Origin of the sequence: Candidatus Fukatsuia anoeciicola (genome assembly GCF_964059965.1) — a bacterium.
Lineage (GTDB): Bacteria > Pseudomonadota > Gammaproteobacteria > Enterobacterales > Enterobacteriaceae > Fukatsuia > Fukatsuia anoeciicola.
The window spans coordinates 288,225-309,891 of sequence record NZ_OZ060923.1 but is presented as its reverse complement, the minus strand read 5'-3'; the positions used below and the strand labels follow the sequence as shown (position 1 = coordinate 309,891).

7 protein-coding genes, 1 tRNA gene, 1 rRNA gene, 1 pseudogene and 3 other annotated features are annotated in these 21,667 nt (G+C 34.5%); of the genes and pseudogenes, 4 read left to right on the top strand and 6 right to left on the bottom strand.

All coding sequences use genetic code 11. The features are described from left to right. Positions 1–249: 249 nt before the first annotated feature. The 4 genes and pseudogenes from AB4W73_RS01075 to clpB all read left to right on the top strand — a co-directional run. On the top strand, positions 250–744 hold the full coding sequence (locus tag AB4W73_RS01075; RefSeq protein WP_367680605.1) for a DNA polymerase III subunit chi: 495 nt from the start codon (positions 250–252) through the stop codon (positions 742–744). A gap of 11 nt (positions 745–755) precedes the next feature. Continuing rightward, positions 756–3,629 carry a valine--tRNA ligase gene (locus tag AB4W73_RS01070; protein ID WP_367680604.1) on the top strand — a complete coding sequence of 958 codons (2,874 nt, stop codon included), beginning with the start codon at positions 756–758 and terminating at the stop codon, positions 3,627–3,629. A gap of 72 nt (positions 3,630–3,701) precedes the next feature. Further along, positions 3,702–4,295 (top strand): D-sedoheptulose 7-phosphate isomerase, encoded by a 594-nt coding sequence (gene lpcA, locus AB4W73_RS01065; RefSeq protein ID WP_367680603.1) that lies wholly within the window; start codon positions 3,702–3,704, stop codon positions 4,293–4,295. A 545-nt stretch (positions 4,296–4,840) separates the two neighbouring features. Beyond that, positions 4,841–7,247: pseudogene (gene clpB / locus AB4W73_RS01060) on the top strand (ATP-dependent chaperone ClpB); the annotation flags it as partial. Positions 7,248–7,289: 42 nt separating this feature from the next. Then, positions 7,290–7,775, bottom strand: a sequence feature (23S ribosomal RNA rRNA prediction is too short). Between the two features lie 22 nt (positions 7,776–7,797). Continuing rightward, positions 7,798–8,169, bottom strand: a sequence feature (23S ribosomal RNA rRNA prediction is too short). 20 nt (positions 8,170–8,189) lie between these two features. Continuing rightward, positions 8,190–8,837 (bottom strand) — a sequence feature (23S ribosomal RNA rRNA prediction is too short). 52 nt (positions 8,838–8,889) lie between these two features. Here the strand turns inward: clpB and AB4W73_RS01055 are convergent. From AB4W73_RS01055 to rplJ, 6 genes are all read right to left on the bottom strand, one after another. Then, positions 8,890–8,965, bottom strand: a tRNA-Glu gene (locus AB4W73_RS01055). 79 nt (positions 8,966–9,044) lie between these two features. Further along, positions 9,045–10,591 (bottom strand): 16S ribosomal RNA (locus AB4W73_RS01050). Between the two features lie 1,074 nt (positions 10,592–11,665). Then, on the bottom strand, positions 11,666–15,886 hold the full coding sequence (rpoC, locus tag AB4W73_RS01045; RefSeq protein ID WP_367680602.1) for a DNA-directed RNA polymerase subunit beta': 4,221 nt from the start codon (positions 15,884–15,886) through the stop codon (positions 11,666–11,668). A 124-nt stretch (positions 15,887–16,010) separates the two neighbouring features. Continuing rightward, positions 16,011–20,141, bottom strand: a complete 4,131-nt coding sequence (gene rpoB, locus AB4W73_RS01040; protein ID WP_367680601.1) for a DNA-directed RNA polymerase subunit beta — start codon at positions 20,139–20,141, stop codon at positions 16,011–16,013. Between the two features lie 393 nt (positions 20,142–20,534). Continuing rightward, positions 20,535–20,900: a 50S ribosomal protein L7/L12 gene (gene rplL, locus AB4W73_RS01035; protein ID WP_367680600.1), complete on the bottom strand. Its 366-nt coding sequence runs from the start codon at positions 20,898–20,900 to the stop codon at positions 20,535–20,537. A 63-nt stretch (positions 20,901–20,963) separates the two neighbouring features. After that, complete coding sequence (gene rplJ, locus AB4W73_RS01030; protein WP_367680599.1) at positions 20,964–21,461, bottom strand: 50S ribosomal protein L10; 498 nt, start codon at positions 21,459–21,461, stop codon at positions 20,964–20,966. Between the last annotated feature and the right edge of the window lie 206 nt (positions 21,462–21,667).

The following is a 21,667-nucleotide window of genomic DNA, read 5'->3' as shown; positions in this document are numbered from 1 at the left end:
AGACTGCTATAAAAATAATTAATAATATATTAATATTATCTAATATTTTAATAAAAGTTATTATACAATATAATATTTATTATAGATTCTAAAAAAATTGAGCACATAACTAAAATAAAATAAATAGTTAATACTATTATTGCCTAAAAAGCTAAAATATATTAATTATTTTTTTCTTTCTTTATCATTATAATAATATAGAAGGATAATTCTATATCCAACCTTTAGAAATAGTTTGGTTACTTAATAATGAAAAACGCAACTTTCTATATTATTTCACAAGAAAAACTACCTATTAAAAATATAAATTATAAAAAAGATTTTAAAGAAGAAAAATATTTTACTAAATTATATTCATATGAAATTTTAGCCTGTAAGTTAGCATCTAAATATTGGCGATCTGGTAAGCGAATACTAATTAACTGTGAAAATAAGATACAGGCACAACGGTTAGATAAAATACTATGGCAACGAATACCTGAAGAATTTATACCACATAACTTAGTAGGAGATGGACCAAAAGATGGTGCGCCAGTTGAGCTAGCTTGGCCGGAACAGTATGGAAATTCTTCACGTGATCTATTAATTAATCTATTGCCACAGCTTACAGATTTTACTATTACTTTTCATCAAGTAATAGACTTTGTTCCATGCGAAGAAAATTTAAAACAACTAGCTCGTGAGAGGTACAAATCTTATCGTAGAGCTGGTTTTCGTTTAATTACAACAATATTACCAACTTAACTAAATAAAATATGGAAAAGAATAATTACCCCCTTAATACAATCTACGATCCTCAAAAAATTGAACAACCGCTATATAGCTATTGGGAAAAACAAGGTTATTTTAAACCAAATAATAATAGTAGCCAAGAAAATTTTTGTATTATGATTCCACCACCAAATATTACTGGTAGTCTACATATGGGGCATGCTTTTCAGCAAACTATTATGGATATACTTATTCGTTATCAACGTATGCAAGGTAAAAATACTTTGTGGCAGGTAGGTACTGATCATGCAGGAATCGCTACACAAATGGTAGTTGAACATAAAATTGCTACTGAAGAAGGCAAAACACGTCATGATTATGGTCGTGAAGCTTTTATTAATAAAATTTGGCAATGGAAAGAGGAGTCTAGTAATAATATTACTCGTCAGATGCGACGTCTAGGTAATTCTGTTGATTGGCAACGCGAACGTTTTACTATGGATACAGGTCTATCAAATGCAATAATTAACGCATTTATTTCTTTATATAAAGAAAATCTTATTTATCGCGGTAAGCGTTTAGTGAATTGGGATTTAAAGTTCCATACAGCTATTTCTGATCTTGAAGTTGAAAACCGTGAATGTAATAGCTTTATGTGGTATCTACGATATCCTTTGGCAAATAATGTTAAAACTACCGATGGCAAAGATCATATAGTAGTTGCAACTACTAGGCCAGAAACTATATTAGGTGATACTGCGGTAGCAGTTAATCCACAAGATTTACGTTACCAAGATCTTATTGGTAAAACTATAATTTTACCACTAACAGGGCGTTATATTCCAATTTTAGGTGATGAGCACGCTGATATGAAAAAAGGTAGTGGTTGTGTAAAAATTACACCTGCTCATGATTTTAATGATTATGAATTAGGTAAACGTCATGCACTACCCATGATTAATATTTTAAATTTTGATGGCAATATTCGTAATCAAGCAGAAGTTTTTGATACATATGGCAACATTAGTAAGCAATACAGTCAGGTAATCCCATTACAATTTCAAGGATTAGAGCGTTTTAGCGCCCGTAAAGCAGTGATTGCTGAATTACAACAATTAAGTCTAGTAGAAAAAATTAACGTTCATACATTAATGGTACCTTATGGAGATCGTAGTGGTGTAGTAATTGAACCAATGCTTACTAATCAATGGTATGTTCGCACTATGCCTTTAGCAAAAATTGCTATTGAAGCAGTAGAAAAAGGTTATATCCAATTTATTCCTAAACAATATGAAAATATATATTACAATTGGATGCGTAATATTCAGGACTGGTGTATCTCACGTCAATTATGGTGGGGACACCGTATCCCTGCTTGGTATGATCAACAAGGTAATATTTATGTAGGGCATAACCAGGTAGAAATACGTTTTGAATATAAACTAAGTGATGATATACTATTATATCAAGATGATGATGTTCTCGATACTTGGTTCTCTTCTAGTTTATGGACTTTTTCTACTCTTGGTTGGCCAGAACAAACTATAGAGTTAAAAACATTTCATCCTAGTACAGTAATAGTAAGTGGTTTTGATATTATTTTCTTCTGGATCGCTCGTATGATTATGTTAACTCTACATTTTATTAAGGATGAAAATGGAAAAGCACAAGTACCATTTAAAACTATTTATATAACTGGATTGATCCGTGATGATGAAGGGCATAAAATGTCTAAATCTAAGGGAAATGTGTTAGATCCCTTAGATATGATAGATGGCATCTCTCTAATAGATCTGCTAGCAAAACGTACTCGTAATATGATGCAACCACGATTAGCAGAAAAAATTCGTATACGTACTAAAAAACAGTTTCCCAATGGAATAAAACCACATGGTACTGATGCGTTACGTTTTACATTAGCTACATTAGCATCTACTGGACGTGATATTAACTGGGACATGAAACGGTTAGCTGGTTATCGTAATTTCTGCAATAAATTATGGAATGCTAGTCGCTTTGTATTAATCAATGGAAAAAACTATACTCAAAATAATAAACAAGAAAATAGCCATTTACTAGCTGATCGTTGGATTCTCGCTGAATTAAACCAAACTATAAAAAGGTATCGTGAAGCACTAGATAACTATCGTTTTGATTTAGCTGCTAATATTTTATATGAATTTACTTGGAATCAATTTTGTGATTGGTATCTTGAGCTTGCAAAACCAATACTTAATAATAGCTTAGGAGTTGAATCAAGTAATACACGTTATACTTTAATTCGTGTATTAGAAGTATTACTACGTTTAGCACACCCTATTATTCCTTATATTACAGAAACACTTTGGCAACAGATAAAGAGCTTACGAGGAATTACAGCTGATAGTATCATGTTACAACCTTTTCCACAATTTAATGCCTATCAGGTCGATCAACAAGCTCTAAATGATTTAGAATGGATTAAACAAGTAATTATTGCAGTACGTAATCTACGTGCTGAAATGAACATTGATCCTGTTAAACCATTAGCTATATTATTAAGTGGAGCGAGTAACGAAGCTCAACGTCGATTACAGGAAAATCAGTCTATAATCTTATCATTAGGCCGTTTAAGTTCAATTAGATTATTAACTAATGATGATAAAGAGCCTCTTTCAGTAATTAAATTAGTAGCAGATGCTAAAATTTTAATCCCTATAAGTGGTTTTCTTGATAAAACTAACGAATTAAATCGACTAAAAAAAGAAATTACAAAAATTAATATTGAGATAACATGTATTACAGAAAAATTAGCTAATAAAAATTTTACAACGCGTGCACCGCAACAGATAGTTAGTAAAAAACGTGAAAGATTAGCTATCTGTCTACAAGATAAAGAAAAGTTGTTAACACAACAAGCTATTATTACAGCTTCATAACTATAAAATATAAAATAAACGAAAAAAATTTCTACATACTATAAACTAATTACTGCTAAACACTAATAAATAATGTATCGTGAATTAATTAAGGCTGAACTTCAGCAGGCAGCTAATATATTAGATATTTTCTTGAATTATAATGTTAATATTAATGCTATTCAGCGAGCAGGAATATTATTAGCAGAAACATTTAAAGCAGGAGGCAAGATACTTGCTTGCGGTAATGGAGGGTCTCATTGTGATGCGATGCATTTTGCTGAAGAATTAACCGGTCGTTATCGTGAAAACCGTCCTGGTTATGCAGCAATTGCTATTTCAGATGTAAGTCATTTTTCCTGTGTAAGCAATGATTTAGGTTATGAGTATGTTTTTTCTCGATACATTGAAGCAGTAGGTAAGGCAGGAGATGCATTGTTAGCTATTTCTACTTCTGGTAATTCAATTAATATTATTAATGCTATAGAAGCAGCACAGAAAAAAAAGATTAAAGTTATTATATTAACAGGTAAAGAAGGTGGCAAAATAGCTAAGAGAACTAAACCTGCTAATGTTGAAATTCGAGTACTACATTTAGATTATGCCGATCGTATTCAAGAAATTCATATTAAAGTAATACATATCTTAGTTTTATTGATTGAAGAAGAAATGAAGAGAATAGTATAAATTAACTTAATAAAATAGATCAATAATTCTATAATATATCTAAATAAATAGTAGTAATACGCCTATTTTAAAAAATTTAATTATAATTAAATAAATCCATAAAAATTTATTTTTAAATTACTATATTATTTCATAGATTTAGTTAAATTCTATGTTATGTAATATTAATAAAAATTATTATAAATAAGTTTTATAATATATCTTTATAACTTAATGCTTAATATATAAATAATTATTTCTATATAATATTAAGATTACTATCCATTAATATTATATTATAATATATTAGTTATTAAGAAAAAATAAGCTATTAGTATATATATAAATATTAATACACTTTAGTAAAGGAAATATTATGTATCTATATGATTTTACCAAAAGATTTCAATCTTTTTTCTCTAAGGCTAGTCTTTAGCCATTAGCCGTAATCATCTCAATTTATTGAACCACTCCATGTAATAAGTACTTTACTTAATTAAAATAAAGAAGCAGTTTTATTATTGTTCTCTTTAATTAATATTAATACAGATAATTTAAATATTAAAATTAATCACGTTTTAGATAAAATTTCACAAATTAAAAAGTATTAATGGTGATCTACAAATACCAAAAGATTCAATACAATTATTTGATCTTTACGATAAATATATACAGAAACGTACGGATAAATATATTTCTTCTGAAATATTTATTTCAGTAGTACTTGAAAAAAATAGTACCTTAGCTAATATGTTAAAAACAGCAGGTATTTTAATAGAAATAGAAAAAGTAAATAAAATTATTAAGAGTACCTATAGTGATAATAAAATGAATAATACTAAAATAGAAAATCAATACTGGGCTTTAAAAAAATTTACTATTAACCTAACAGAGCGCGCTGAACAAGGCAAGCTTGACCCACTTATTGGTCGAGATGAAGAAATTCGCCATACTATCCAAGTATTACAACGTCGAACGAAAAACAATCCAGTACTTATTGGAGAGCCTGGTGTTGGCAAAACTGCTATTGTTGAAGGCTTAGCACTGCGTATTATTAATAATGAAGTGCCAGAAGGTTTAAAAAATAAACAAGTATTATCGCTAGACATGGGAATATTAGTAGCAGGTACAAAATACCGTGGTGATTTTGAAGATCGATTAAAAAGATTACTTAATGAGTTAATAAAACAAGAGGGTAATATAATTTTATTTATTGATGAATTGCACACCATGGTAGGTGCTGGAAAAAGTGATAGTGCAATGGATGTTGGTAATATGCTAAAACCAACGCTAGCTCGAGGTGAATTACATTGCGTAGGTGCTACTACTCTAGATGAATACCGTAAATATATCGAAAAAGATGCTGCTTTAGAACGTCGTTTTCAACAAATTTACGTTGATGAACCTAGTATAGAAAATACTATTGCCATTTTACGTGGTTTAAAAGAACGCTATGAATTGCACCATCATGTACAAATCACTGATCCTGCAATTGTAGCAGCAGTAACTCTATCGCACCGCTATATTACAGATCGTCGATTACCTGATAAAGCAATAGATCTAATAGATGAAGCAGGCTCTAGTATTCGTATGCAGATAGATTCAAAACCAGAGTCACTAGATCGATTAGATCGTCGAATTATTCAATTAAAATTAGAAAAACAAGCATTAATGAAGGAATCTGATGAAGCTAGTAAAAAGAGGTTAAAAATACTTAATAATGAATTAAAACAAAAAGAACTTAAGTATTTAACACTAAAAGAAGAGTGGAAAGCTGAAAAAGCCTCATTAATTAGCACTCAAAATATTAAGACAAAATTAGAACAAGCTAAAATTACCTTAGAGCAGGCTCGACGTGTTGGTAATTTAGCGCATATGTCCGAACTCCAGTACGGTAAGATCCCAGAATTAGAAAAAAAACTTAATATAGCTACTCAGTTAGAAAATAAAACTATAAAGTTATTACGTAATCGGGTTACTGACATTGAAATTGCTGAAATATTAGCACGTTGGACAGGGATCCCAGTATCACGCATGATGGAAAGTGAGCGAAGTAAACTATTACACATGGAACAGGATTTACATAAACGAATTGTTGGCCAAAACGAGGCAGTTGAAGCAGTATCAAATGCAATTCGACGGAATCGTAGTGGTTTAGCTGATCCTAGTCGTCCTATTGGTTCTTTTCTATTTCTTGGTCAAACTGGGGTCGGTAAAACAGAGTTATGCAAAGCATTAGCTACTTTTTTATTCCATAATAATAATGCTATAGTACGAATTGATATGTCTGAATTTATAGAAAAACATTCGATATCACGTTTACTTGGAGCGCCTCCTGGTTATATTGGTTATGAGGAAGGAGGGTATCTAACAGAAGCAGTACGCCGTCGCCCTTATTCTATAATCTTACTCGATGAAATAGAAAAAGCACATCCAGATATATTTAATATCTTGTTACAAGTGTTAGACGATGGTCGTTTAACTGATGGACAAGGAAAAACTGTCGATTTTTGTAATACTGTAGTTATTATGACATCTAACTTAGGTTCAGAATTAATTCAAGAATATTCTACCCAAATAGATTTTATTAAAATTAAAACTATAGTTATGGAAATTGTTCGTAAGCATTTTCGTCCTGAATTTATTAATCGTATAGATGAACTAATTATTTTTCATCCACTAAAAAAAACACATTTAATATCTATCGTGCAAATACAGTTGCAACAATTATATCAACGTTTAGCAGAACAAGGTTATCACCAGGTTAATATCAGTGAATCTGCATTAGAATTATTAATTAAGATAGGATTTGATCCTATTTACGGTGCTCGACCATTAAAACGAGCTATTCAGAAAGAAATTGAGAATCCTTTAGCACAAAAAATACTTTCTGGTCAATTAATACCAAATATGCCAATCATTTTAGATGCTAAATTAGATGCAGATAATAAATATATTTTTGTTAAACAATAAAACAAAATTCTATAATAAATTTGGTATAAATTTAAGTTAATTTAGTACATATTTGGATAAATCTATTGTACTGCCATTAAGTAAATTCTTTAATATTAATTAAAGTTGCTGGTGCTGATACCCAGATTCGAACTGAGGACCTTACCCTTACCAAGGGTATGCTCTACCAACTGAGCTATATCAGCACATTAATAAATTAGAACGAATATCTAATGGATACTACTATCAGCAGTACAATATTTTACTTCTAAATTTAAAATAGAATTATGTAAAACTATTTCACCAGAATCATAAAACTAGATATTAGAGTTGTTACTTTTCTTTATAGATAACACCATCAATTAACCTTCCGGCACCGGGCAGGCGCCACACCGTATACGTCCACTTACGTGTTAGCACAGTGCTGTGTTTTTAATAAACAGTTGCAGCTAGCTGGTCTCTGCGACTTACATACGCTCAGCACGTTTTCAGTGCTTCACCTATATTAGCGTGCCTTCTCCCGAAGTTACGGCACCATTTTGCCTAGTTCCTTCACCCGAGTTCTCTCAAGCGCCTTGGTATACTCTACCTGACTACCTGTGTTGGTTTTGGGTACGATTATTTATTACATTTCACTTAGTAGCTTTTCCTGGAAGCTGGGCATCTATTACTTGAGTACTTACATACTTCCCCATCTCGCCTTAGAATTATGTGTCGTCGGATTTGCCTAACTACACTTCCTACACGATTGAACCAGGTAAACCATCTCCTGGATAATATAGCCTTCTCCGTCACTACTTCGTCATAACAAACTGTACAGGAATATTAACCTGTTGCCCATCGACTACGCTTTTCAGCCTCGCCTTAGGGGTCGACTCACCCTGCCTCGATTAACGTTGGACAGGAACCCTTAGTCTTTCGGCGAGCGGGTTTTTCACCCGCTTTATCGTTACTTATGTCAGCATTCGCACTTCTGATACCTCCAGTAAACATCTCTATTTACCTTCTACGGCTTACAGAACGCTCCCCTACCCAATAATTATTACAAATGTAATGATTATTGCCGCAGCTTCGGTGTATGGTTTTAGCCCCGTTACATTTTCCGCGCAGGCCGACTCGACCAGTGAGCTATTACGCTTTCTTTTAATGATGGCTGCTTCTAAGCCAACATCCTGGCTGTCTTCGCCTTCCCACTTCGTTTCCCACTTAACCATAACTTTGGGACCTTAGCTGGCGGTCTGGGTTGTTACCCTCTTCACGACGGACGTTAGCACCCGCCGTGTGTCTCCCGTGATATATTCTTTGGTATTCGTAGTTTGCATCGGGGTGGTAAGCCGGGATGGCCCCCTAGCCGAAACAGTGCTCTACCCCCAAAGATAACCTCACGAGGCGCTACCTAAATAGCTTTCGGGGAGAACCAGCTATCTCCCGGTTTGATTGGCCTTTCACCCCCAACCACAAGTCATCCGCTCATTTTTCAACATAAGTCGGTTCGGTCCTCCAATAGACGTTAACCTATCTTCAACCTGCTTATGGCTAGATCACCGGGTTTCTCGGGTCTATATCTTTTTGCTTTATCTAGATCATTAAATAGGAATAATATAAAATATATTTTTAGTCTGTTTAAAAGATTTTTATCTAGTTAATATTGTTTTATGTAATATGGCGTCCCCTAGGGGATTTGAACCCCTGTTATCGCCGTGAAAGGGCGATGTCCTAGACCCCTAGACGAAGGGGACGGAAATATTTAGTATATAAAAATGAAATAATTTTTATCAGACAATTTGTGTGGACACCAGATAAATACTTATCTTTAGATAAGGAGGTAATCCAACCGCAGGTTCCCCTACAGTTACCTTGTTACGACTTCACCCCAGTCATGGTTCACAAAGTGGTAAGCGCCATCCTAAAGGTTAAGCTACCTACTTCTTTTGCAAAACACTCCCATGGTGTGACGGGCGGTGTGTACAAGGCCCGGGAACGTATTCACCGTAGCATTCTGATCTACGATTACTAGCGATTCCGACTTCATGGAGTCGAGTTGCAGACTCCAATCCGGACTACGACGTACTTTATGAGATCCGCTTACCCTCACAGGCTTGCTTCTCTTTGTATACGCCATTGTAGCACGTGTGTAGCCCTACTCGTAAGGGCCATGATGACTTGACGTCATCCCCACCTTCCTCCAGTTTATAACTGGCAGTTTCTTTTGAGTTCCCACCTTTACGTGCTGGCAACAAAAGATAAGGGTTGCGCTCGTTGCGGGACTTAACCCAACATTTCACAACACGAGCTGACGACAGCCATGCAGCACCTGTCTCAAAGTTACCCAAAGGGCACGTCAACATCTCTGCTAACTACTCTGGATGTCAAGAGTAGGTAAGGTTCTTCGCGTTGCATCGAATTAAACCACATGCTCCACCGCTTGTGCGGGCCCCCGTCAATTCATTTGAGTTTTAACCTTGCGGCCGTACTCCCCAGGCGGTCGATTTAACGCGTTTGCTCCGTAAGTCACAGTTTATAACTACAACCTACAAATCGACATCGTTTACAGCGTGGACTACCAGGGTATCTAATCCTGTTTGCTACCCACGCTTTCGCACCTCAGCGTCAGTCTTTATCCAGGGAGCCGCCTTCGCCACTGGTATTCCTCCAGATATCTACGCATTTCACCGCTACACCTGGAATTCTACTCCCCTCTATAAGACTCTAGGCTCTCAGTTTCAAATGCCGTTCCTAAGTTAAGCTCAGGGATTTCACATCTGACTTAAGAAACCGCCTACATGCCCTTTACGCCCAGTAATTCCGATTAACGCTCGCACCCTCCGTATTACCGCGGCTGCTGGCACGGAGTTAGCCGGTGCTTCTTCTGCGAGTAACGTCTATTAACAATATTCTTCGTATTGATTCATTCCTCCTCGCTGAAAGTGCTTTACAACCCGAAGGCCTTCTTCACACACGCGGCATGGCTGCATCAGGCTTTCGCCCATTGTGCAATATTCCCCACTGCTGCCTCCCGTAGGAGTCTGGACCGTCTCTCAGTTCCAGTGTGGCTGGTTATCCTCTCAGACCAGCTAGGGATCGTTGCCTAGGGGAGCCATTACCTCTCCTACTAGCTAATCCCATCTGGGTTCATCTAATGGCGCGAGGTCCGAAGATCCCCCGCTTTGGTTTTATAACATCATGCGGTATTAGCTATCGTTTCCAATAGTTATCCCCCTCCATCAGGCAGATCCCCAGATATTACTCACCCGTCCGCCGCTCGCCGGCAAAAATAGCAAGCTATTTTTCCGATGCCGCTCGACTTGCATGTGTTAGGCCTGCCGCCAGCGTTCAATCTGAGCCATGATCAAACTCTTCAATTTTATTTAATATTTTGTGTTTTAATATAAAAAATTTATCTTAATTATTTTGCATCAAAAACATACAAACAAAATAACTATAGATATATTTATATCTTTAGCACTTTATTCTTACTTTTACTTAGTATCTTTCAAAACTAAGCGATAGTATATTACTGGTGCCCACACAGATTGTCTGATAAATTATTAAAGAGCTACTATAAAAGATTTATTAAATTACTACTATGTTAGTAAAGGTATATTATAGAGAATTTATCTCAGTCTGCAACCATTAATTTAAAAAGAATTTTTTAATATAATGATAAAATTCTTTTACTTTTCATTTAATATAATGATAAAGTTTTTAATAAAATAATTTATACGCTGCTAATTAGCGCATTTTACTTTTTTAATTTCTCTTATCTAAAAGTTTTGTCTGATCTGTGTATGTTAGTTTCCCTCTTAAACTAATTTTTCTAGTAAGACTATTTACTATTTATATCCTACTAATACTATTAAATTAGCACTAAATACCTATATTAGCAAATCTTTATCAACTATTTCCTTAGTTTATTAACAAATTTTATTCTAATACTAACTTAGTAACTCCTTTACATAACCTGCTTTTCTATTTTTAAGTTTTAAAATAATAAAAAATTCTTTATCTTATTAGTTGATTTATCAAAAATTACTGAACTACTAATATATTTAATACAGTAGATTAAAAGATACAAATAACATAGTTTTTATTATATATAAATTAGTTATAACTATAATATTAGATAGTATTTTCATAAAATATTAAGTTATAAAGCAATGAATTTCTTAAAAAGTAATGATAAATATCATATAAAGTAATTACTTTTATTAATATAAAATAAGTAATAATACGTTAATGTTACTATTTTATAAATAGTTTATATAATTTATGATTATTAACTAATAGTAGAAAATAATTCTACATGAAATATTTTTTATTTTCTACTATAGAAAAATAAGATTTTTTTAAACAAAAAACAGGGTTTTAATGTTATTAAAAATTTTATTATTAATTATCTTTTTTATTGTAATTATTATAAAAAATTTACTTAAAAATATCTATTCTTGTTTGTTAGTTAAACCTGCATTAAGTAATTCAGCAAAATTTGCTGTTGCTTCATCTTCACTTACTGGCTGTAAAAGCGATTTTTCTCCTTGTAAACGGTTGCGCATACGCTCTTGATGATAAGCATAACCAGTACCAGCTGGAATTAATCGACCTACAATCACATTTTCTTTTAAACCACGTAATTCATCGCGCTTACTTGCTACTGCTGATTCAGTTAGTACCCTCGTAGTTTCCTGGAATGAAGCCGCAGAAATAAAGGATTCTGTTGCTAAGGAGGACTTAGTAATGCCTAATAAATCACGAGTATAAGTTGCTTTAAGCTTGCTTTTATTTGCTAATTGACGGTTAGCGATTTTAATACGTGATATCTCTACCTGTTCTCCTTCTAGGAAGGTTGTTTCTCCAGTATTGATAATAGTTCCTTTACGTAGCATCTGACGAACAATAACTTCAATATGCTTATCATTAATCTTAACACCTTGGAGACGGTATACTTCCTGTACTTCATTAGTAATGTAACGCGTTACTGCTTGTACACCACGTAAGCGTAAGATATCGTGTGGTGATTCTGGACCATCAGAAATAACATCACCACATTCTACTGCTTCACCTTCAAATACGTTAAGTTGGCGCCATTTAGGAATCATCTCTTCATAACTATCACTACCATCTAGAGGTGAGATTACTAGACGACGTTTTCCTTTAGTTTCCTTACCAAACGAGATAATTCCACTAATTTCAGCTAAAATAGCAGGCTCTTTTGGACGACGTGCTTCAAATAAATCAGCAACCCGCGGTAAACCACCAGTAATATCTTTAGTACCACCAGATTCTTGTGGAATTCTCGCTAAAGTATCTCCCGCACTAATCTGAATGCCATCTTCTAACTGAACAATAGCCTTACCAGGTAAAAAATATTGTGCAGGAATATCCGTGCCTGGAATAAAGACATCTAAACCGTTAGCATCAATAATTTTCAATGCTGGGCGTTGGTCTTTACCGCTACTAGTACGCTCTGCACTATCTAGTATTACAAGAGAAGATAAACCAGTTAGATCATCAGTCTGACGAGTAATGGTTTGCCCGTCAATCATATCAATGAAACGAATAAAACCATTAACTTCAGTAATTACTGGCATAGTATGTGGATCCCAGTTAGTGATTATTTCACCACCATCAACTTCTGATCCATCATTTTTATTCATTACTGCACCATAAGGAATTTTATAGCTTTCCTTAGTACGACCAAATTCATCAATTATTTTAAGCTCAGTGTTACGTGAAATAATAACTAATTTACCCATACTGTTAGTAATACATTTAACGTTATTAAGTTTGATCTTACCTTTACTCTTAACTTGAATACTTGATTCTGCTGCAGCACGTGATGCAGCACCGCCAATATGAAAGGTACGCATGGTAAGCTGAGTACCAGGTTCACCGATAGATTGCGCAGCAATAACGCCTACCGCCTCCCCTTTATTAATAAGGTGACCACGTGCTAGATCACGACCATAACAATTAGCACAAACACCAAAGTCAGTTTCGCAACTTACTACAGAACGCACCTTAATACTATCAACTGAACTTTCTTCTAATAAATCACACCATTTTTCGTTTAATAAAGTGTTACGTGGCATAAGAATATTATTCGTACCTGGCTTAAAGATTTCTTCTGCAATAACACGACCTAATACACGTTCACGTAATGGTTCTTTAACATCACCCCCTTCAATTATTGGTATCATTACAATACCATCATGAGTACCACAATCATCTTCTGTTACTACTAAATCCTGTGCTACATCAACTAAACGACGAGTTAGATAGCCAGAGTTTGCTGTTTTTAATGCAGTATCCGCTAAACCTTTACGTGCACCATGAGTTGAAATAAAGTATTGCAGTACATTTAAACCTTCACGGAAATTAGCAGTAATAGGTGTTTCAATTATAGAGCCATCAGGTTTAGCCATTAAACCACGCATACCAGCTAACTGACGTATTTGCGCTGCAGAACCACGAGCACCTGAATCTGCCATCATAAAAATACTATTAAATGAAACTTGTGTTTCCCATTTACCATAGCGATTATAGGCTTTTTCTACTGATAAATTTTCCATCATCGCCTTAGCTACGCGTTCATTAGCTGCTGCCCAAATATCAATAACTTTATTGTAACGTTCTCCAGCAGTGACAAGGCCTGACTGGAATTGTTCTTGGATTTCAGCAACCTCAGTTTCTGCTTCTTTGATAATTTCTTCTTTTTTCTGTGGAATAACCATATCATCGATACCAACTGAAGCACCTGAACGTGCAGCATAAGTAAAACCAGTATACATAATTTGGTCAGCAAAAATAACTGTTGATTTTAATCCCATAATACGATAGCAAGTATTTAACATTTTAGAAATAGCCTTTTTACCTAAAGGCTGGTTAACGATGGAATATGGCAAACCTTTCGGAACAATCATCCATAAAATAGCACGACCAATAGTTGTGTTAACAATACTAGTTTGGTTAAAAATTTTACCTTCTGTATTACGTACCTCTTCAGAAATACGGACTTTTACCCTTGCATGTAATGAAGCTATTCCCATACGATATACGCGTTCTGCTTCTTTTGGTCCTGTAAGTAACATACCTTCACCTTTGGCATTAACACAGTCACGGGTTATATAATATAACCCTAAAACAACATCTTGCGAAGGAACAATGATTGGTTCTCCATTCGCTGGTGATAGTATATTATTGGTTGACATCATTAGTGCACGGGCTTCTAATTGAGCTTCTAATGTTAATGGCACATGTACAGCCATCTGGTCGCCATCAAAATCGGCATTATAAGCAGCACATACTAATGGATGCAATTGAATAGCTTTACCCTCAATTAGAACTGGTTCAAATGCCTGGATTCCTAAACGATGTAGTGTAGGTGCTCGATTTAATAGCACGGGATGTTCACGAATAACTTCATCTAAAATATCCCATACTACAGCTTCTTCACGTTCCACCATCTTTTTTGCTGCTTTGATTGTTGTCGCTAAACCACGTAATTCTAACTTGCTATAAATAAAAGGTTTAAATAATTCAAGCGCCATTTTTTTTGGTAAACCACACTGATGTAGATGCAGACGTGGTCCTACCGTTATAACTGAGCGACCGGAATAATCAACACGTTTACCTAATAAGTTTTGTCGGAAACGACCTTGTTTACCTTTAATCATATCAGCTAAAGATTTAAGCGGACGTTTATTTGATCCAGAAATAGCACGACCACGACGGCCATTATCTAGTAAAGCATCGATTGCTTCTTGTAACATCCGTTTTTCATTACGCACAATAATATCAGGTGCTGCAAGATCTAATAGACGTTTTAGGCGGTTATTACGGTTAATTACACGACGATACAAATCATTTAAATCAGAGGTTGCAAAACGACCTCCATCTAAAGGCACTAATGGACGTAAATCAGGAGGCAATACTGGTAATACAGTTAGTATCATCCATTCTGGCTTATTACCTGACTGAATAAATGCTTCTAATAGCTTAACACGTTTAGTTAGTTTTTTACGTTTAGTCTCAGAATTAGTTTCGTCAAGTTCTTTATAAAGTTTATCACATTCTGCTTCTAGTTTTATATTTTTTAATAGATTCTGGATTGCTTCAGCGCCCATCTTTGCATCAAATTCATCACCAAATTCTTCTAGCGCATCAAGATACTGTTCTTCAGTTAATATTTGACGGTGTTCTAAATTTGTCATTCCGCTTTCAACAACAACATAAGACTCAAAATAGAGTACACGCTCAATATCACGCAGTGGCATATCAAGTAATAAACCAATACGTGATGGTAACGATTTCAAGAACCAAATATGCGCAGTAGGAGAAGCTAATTCAATATGTCCCATGCGTTCCCGACGCACTTTAGTTTGGGTTACTTCAACACCACATTTTTCACAAATAACACCACGGTGTTTTAAACGTTTATATTTACCACAAAGACACTCGTAATCTTTTACGGGACCAAAAATACGGGCACAGAAAAGGCCATCACGTTCTGGTTTAAATGTACGATAATTAATAGTTTCAGGTTTTTTAACCTCACCAAATGACCATGAATGAATCATATCTGGTGATGCTAAGGAAATCTTAATGGCATCAAATTCTTCAGTTTTAGCTTGTGCTTTTAAAAACTTTAATAAGTCTTTCACGGAATTTGCTCCTGTCTGAGTTAGATCTGTTGGCTACTCAAACCTATGTTTAAATAACCCTGTGACCAATGTAAATACTGATAAACTCTCCTGGCTCTAAAAAGTTTATCGTCTTGGAGAAAAATTATTCTTCTTCCAACTCAATATTAATACCCAGTGAGCGAATTTCTTTCAATAATACGTTGAAAGACTCCGGCATACCTGGCTCCATACGATAGTCACCATCTACGATATTTTTATACATCTTAGTTCGGCCATTGACATCATCAGACTTAACAGTAAGCATTTCACGCAATGTATACGCAGCACCATAAGCTTCTAATGCCCACACTTCCATTTCACCGAAACGTTGACCACCAAACTGAGCTTTACCACCTAGCGGTTGCTGAGTAACTAGACTATAAGAACCAGTAGAACGTGCGTGCATTTTATCATCAACTAAATGGTTTAGTTTAAGCATATACATATAGCCAACGGTAACCTTTCTTTCAAATTTTTCACCTGTACAGCCATCATATAAAGTAATCTGACCTGAAGCTGGTAGATCACCTAATTTTAGTAATGCTTTTATCTCTTTTTCAGTTGCACCGTCGAAAACTGGTGAAGCAATGGGTAAACCGTTTTTAAGATTATCAGCTAAACGTAATATTTCATTATCAGAAAAAGTACTAAGATCAATTTTTTGACACACATGATTACCAAGATCATAAGCTTTTTGAATAAATTCACGTAAATTAGCTACTTTTGCATGTGTTTTAAGCATAAAATTAATCTTTTCACCGATACCTTTCGCAGCCATACCTAAATGCGTTTCTAAAATTTGACCAATATTCATGCGTGAGGGCACGCCAAGTGGGTTAAGTACGATATCAATTGGTGTACCATTTTCATCATAAGGCATATCTTCAGCTGGGTTAATCTTAGAAATAACTCCTTTATTACCATGGCGACCTGCCATTTTATCACCTAACTGTATTTGACGCTTAACTGCTAAATAAACCTTAATAATTTTTAATACGCCGGGTGCAAGATCATCACCTTGAGTAATTTTACACCGTTTGCCATCTAATTTCCTTTCAAAATCAAATTTTATTTCATCATACTGTTTAGCTAACTGCTCTAGTTCATTTTGTTTATCTTCATCGTCTAAGCTAAGTTTTAACAAATGCTCACGTGGTAATTTATTAAATTTACTAATCTCTATTCCACTAGCAACTAGTACCGTGTGGATACGAGCAAATAAACCAGTTTCGAGGATTTGCAATTCTTCTGTTAGGTCTTTTTTTGCTTGTTTAAGTTGCATTTCCTCAATTTCTAATGCACGTTTATCTTTTTCTACACCGTCACGCGTAAAGACCTGCACATCAATAACTGTACCAGAAACACTATTTGGTACCCTTAAAGAAGAATCCTTCACATCAGATGCTTTTTCACCGAAAATAGCACGTAATAATTTTTCTTCTGGTGTTAACTGAGTTTCACCTTTCGGTGTTACTTTACCAACTAAAATATCACCGCCAGTAACTTCAGCACCAATATATACAATTCCAGACTCATCTAATTTAGAAAGGGCAGCTTCGCCTACATTTGGAATGTCAGCAGTAATTTCTTCAGGTCCTAATTTAGTATCACGGGATACACAAGCTAACTCTTGAATATGGATAGTAGTAAAACGATCTTCTTGCACAACGCGTTCAGAAACTAAAATAGAATCTTCAAAGTTATAACCATTCCAAGGCATAAAAGCAACACGCATATTCTGTCCCAATGCTAACTCACCAAGATCAGTAGAAGGACCATCCGCTAGTACGTCACCACGCTCAATAGGTTCGGCTAAACTAATACAAGGTATTTGGTTAATGCAGGTATTTTGGTTGGAACGGGTATATTTAGTTAAGTTATAAATATCAATACCTGCTTCACCTGGAAGTGTTTCATCTTCGTTAACTTTAATAACAATACGTGATGCATCAACATACTGTACAACACCACCACGTTTCGCTACCGAAGTTACCCCCGAATCAACTGCTACTGCACGCTCCATACCTGTGCCTACTAACGGTTTATCAGCACGTATAGTTGGAACTGCTTGGCGTTGCATATTTGCTCCCATTAAGGCGCGATTAGCATCATCATGTTCTAAAAAAGGAATTAATGAAGCACCAACAGATACTATCTGTTGAGTAGAAACATCCATGTAATCAACTTGTTCTCGGCTAAATAAACTAGATTCATCTTTACTTCTACAAGTAATTAAATCTTCTATAAAACAATTTTTTTTATCTAAATTAGAATTAGCCTGAGCAATAACAAAATTACCTTCTTCAATTGCAGATAGATAGCTAATTTTATTTGTTATTACAATATCACCAATTTCTAGACCAGCAGCTTCATTATCATTTAAATTAACAAGATTATTATCACGTAAACGTACAGTATTCTTAATACCTTTATATTCCCCTATGTAGATACCTACACAACGATAAGGTGTTTCTAGAAAACCATATTCGTTAGTTCTTGCATATACTGATAGAGAATTAATTAAACCAATATTTGGGCCTTCTGGTGTTTCAACTGGGCAGACACGACCATAATGAGTTGGGTGTACATCTCGTACTTCAAAACCAGCACGTTCACGAGTAAGACCACCTGGTCCTAATGCAGAAATACGACGTTTATGTGTGATCTCAGACAGTGGATTATTTTGATCCATAAATTGAGAAAGTTGGCTAGAGCCAAAAAATTCTTTTACTGCTGCTGAAATAGGCTTGGCATTAATCATATCCTGTGGCATTAATGTATCAAGATCCCCTAAGGAAAGACGTTCTTTAACTGCACGTTCTACCCGAACTAAACCGATACGAAACTGATTTTCAGCCATTTCACCCACAGAACGAATGCGACGGTTACCTAAATGGTCAATATCATCAACTTCACCTTTACCATTACGAATATCAATAAGTTTTTTCATCACGTCAATGATATCTTCTTTACTTAAGATACCTAAACCTTCAATCTGAGGACGCGCAAGTGAACGATTAAATTTCATACGGCCAACCGCTGATAGATCATAACGATCTGCAGAAAAGAAAAGATTTTCAAATAAATTTTCTGCCGCTTCACGCGTAGGTGGCTCACCAGGACGCATCATTCGGTATACTTCAACTAAGGCACTTAAGCGATCACTAGTTTGGTCAACACGTAGGGTCTCAGAAATATAAGCACCATAATCTAAATCATTAGTAAATAGTGTTTCGATGTGTTTGTAACCTGCTTTACTTAGTTTTATCAGTAAATCTGTTGATAACTCCATATTAGCAAAACAGATCATTTCGCCAGTATTTAAATTAACATAATCTTTTGCTACTATTTTACCGGTAATATATTCAGCTGGTACGTTAATAGAATTAATTTTATCTTTTTCAAGATTACGGATATGACGTGCGGTGATACGACGATTCTTTTCAATATAAACCTTACCATTAGCCTCAATATCAAAAGAAGCTGTTTCACCACGTAAACGTTCTGGTATTAATTCCATTTGTAAATTGTTATCACAAATTTGAAATGAAACCTTTTCAAAAAAGAGATCCAAGATCATTGATGTAGTATAATTCAATGCACGTAACATAATAGTTGCCGGTAATTTACGGCGTCGATCAATGCGAACAAATAAATTATCTTTAGGATCAAATTCAAAATCTAACCATGAACCGCGATAAGGAATAATTCGTGCATTATATAGTACTTTTCCCGATGAATGAGTTTTTCCCTTATCGCTATCAAAAAATACACCAGGACTGCGATGGAGTTGGGATACAATAACTCGCTCAATACCATTAATTACAAAGGTACCATTTTCAGTCATTAATGGGATGTCACCCATATAAACTTCTTGTTCTTTAATATTTTTAACTGTACTTTCAGATGCTTCACGCTCATAAATAATTAAACGTAATTTAACTCTTAGAGGTGCCGAATAGGTTATGCTACGAACTTGACATTCTTTAACATCAAAGACTGGCTCACCAAGATGGTAGCCGACATATTGTAATTCTGAATTACCATTATAACTTTTAATTGGAAATACAGAACGGAATGCTGCTTCTAGACCGTGTTGTCCTGTCAGATCCCGCTCAATAAATTTCTGAAATGAATTAAGCTGGATAGAAAGGAGATAAGGTATATCCAGTACTTGTGGACGTTTACCAAAATCTTTACGAATACGTTTTTTCTCGGTATAGGAATAAACCATAGGGTTCCTTAGCTCGCTGATCTTATGACCCATTCTATCTTAAGAACGTTGTTCAAAGATAATTAATTTAATACTATTGATTTTAATCAATTTTCTCAATTATCCATTATGGCTGCAGTAATGAAACATTTTTTCATACTTTTGTCTGCTATTCTTAAATTATTTTATCATATTACTTACTTAATTTATCTTAGTGATTGTAGTTAAAAACCTTACTTAATTTATCTTAGTGATTGTAGTTAAAACATAGTATATTAAGTTATTAATAAAAAATATTAGCACAACTAGAATACGAACAACATGTAACTTTACTCGGTCTTAATAGCGTAAAAGGCTGACGATAAAAAATTACTAGCTATCAGCTATCAAATTAGATTATAAACTAAAATTAGCTTATTTAAGTTCAACTGTAGCACCTGCTTTTTCAAGATGTTTTTTTAATTCTTCAGCCTCTTTTTTATCAATAGCTTCCTTTACTGTTATTGGAGCAGCGTCTACCATATCTTTTGCTTCTTTTAAACCTAAGCCAATTGCAGCGCGTACTGCTTTAATAACTGCAATTTTGTTCGCTCCAAAAGAGGTCATAATAACATCAAATTCAGTTTTTTCTTCTGCTACTTCAATAGGTCCCGTAGAGTTAGCTATCACAGGAGTAGCTGAAACACCAAATTTTTCTTCCATAGCAGAAATCAATTCAACAATTTCTATTACTTTTAGTTCCGCAATTGCATCCAAAATTTGTTCTTTACTCATAGACATAATAAGTGTTCCTAAAATACAGAAATAATTTATACATTAAAAAGTAGCACAGAAAAGAAGCAATCAAACCGTTTCTTTCTGAATACATAATGCAGCCAAAATACGAACTAATTTGCCTGCAGAGGCTTCTTTCATGGTTGCCATCAGACGTGAAATTGCTTCTTCATAAGTTAGTAAAGTTGCTAAACGATTAATCTGTGCAGCTAGGATTAACTCGCCTTCAAAAGATGCAGCTTTAACTTTAAACTTTGCATTTTCTTTAGCGAACTCTTGAAATAAACGAGCAGCAGCACCTGGATGTTTAAAGGAAAATGCAATTAAGGTTGGACCAACAAAAGTATCTTTTAAGCACTCAAATGAAGTATCTAAAACAGCGCGTCGCATTAAGGTATTGCGAACAACATGCATATATACGCCAGCTTCACGACCTGCTTTACGTAGAATAGTCATTTTGTCTACGGTAACACCACATGAATCAGCAATAACTACAGAAAGTGCCTTTTTGGCTACTTCCCTAATTTTAGCAACGATCTTCTCTTTTTTATGAAGATTTAATGCCATTAGCTTTTACTCCTAGATTAACGGGATTAATGGAGATATCCCCTTATACTCGCATAATCTTAACGCCTTAATACATTTAAGACAGCGAGGTTATCTAAATATGGCAAGTAGAATTTAGTAAATAAGTTTAAGAATATTCCACTATCTATAAAGGAATTAGGTATTTTATAATACACCTATAATTTTAAGTAGAAGCTTATATAAAT

Excerpts from the sequence above, each read along its gene's own strand:
- lpcA (WP_367680603.1), top strand. The coding sequence starts at position 3,702 with ATGTATCGTGAATTAATTAAGGCTGAACTTCAGCAGGCAGCTAATATA.
- rplL (WP_367680600.1), bottom strand. The coding sequence starts at position 20,900 with ATGTCTATGAGTAAAGAACAAATTTTGGATGCAATTGCGGAACTAAAA.
- rpoB (WP_367680601.1), bottom strand. The coding sequence starts at position 20,141 with ATGGTTTATTCCTATACCGAGAAAAAACGTATTCGTAAAGATTTTGGT.
- AB4W73_RS01070 (WP_367680604.1), top strand. The coding sequence starts at position 756 with ATGGAAAAGAATAATTACCCCCTTAATACAATCTACGATCCTCAAAAA.
- AB4W73_RS01075 (WP_367680605.1), top strand. The coding sequence starts at position 250 with ATGAAAAACGCAACTTTCTATATTATTTCACAAGAAAAACTACCTATT.
- rplJ (WP_367680599.1), bottom strand. The coding sequence starts at position 21,461 with ATGGCATTAAATCTTCATAAAAAAGAGAAGATCGTTGCTAAAATTAGG.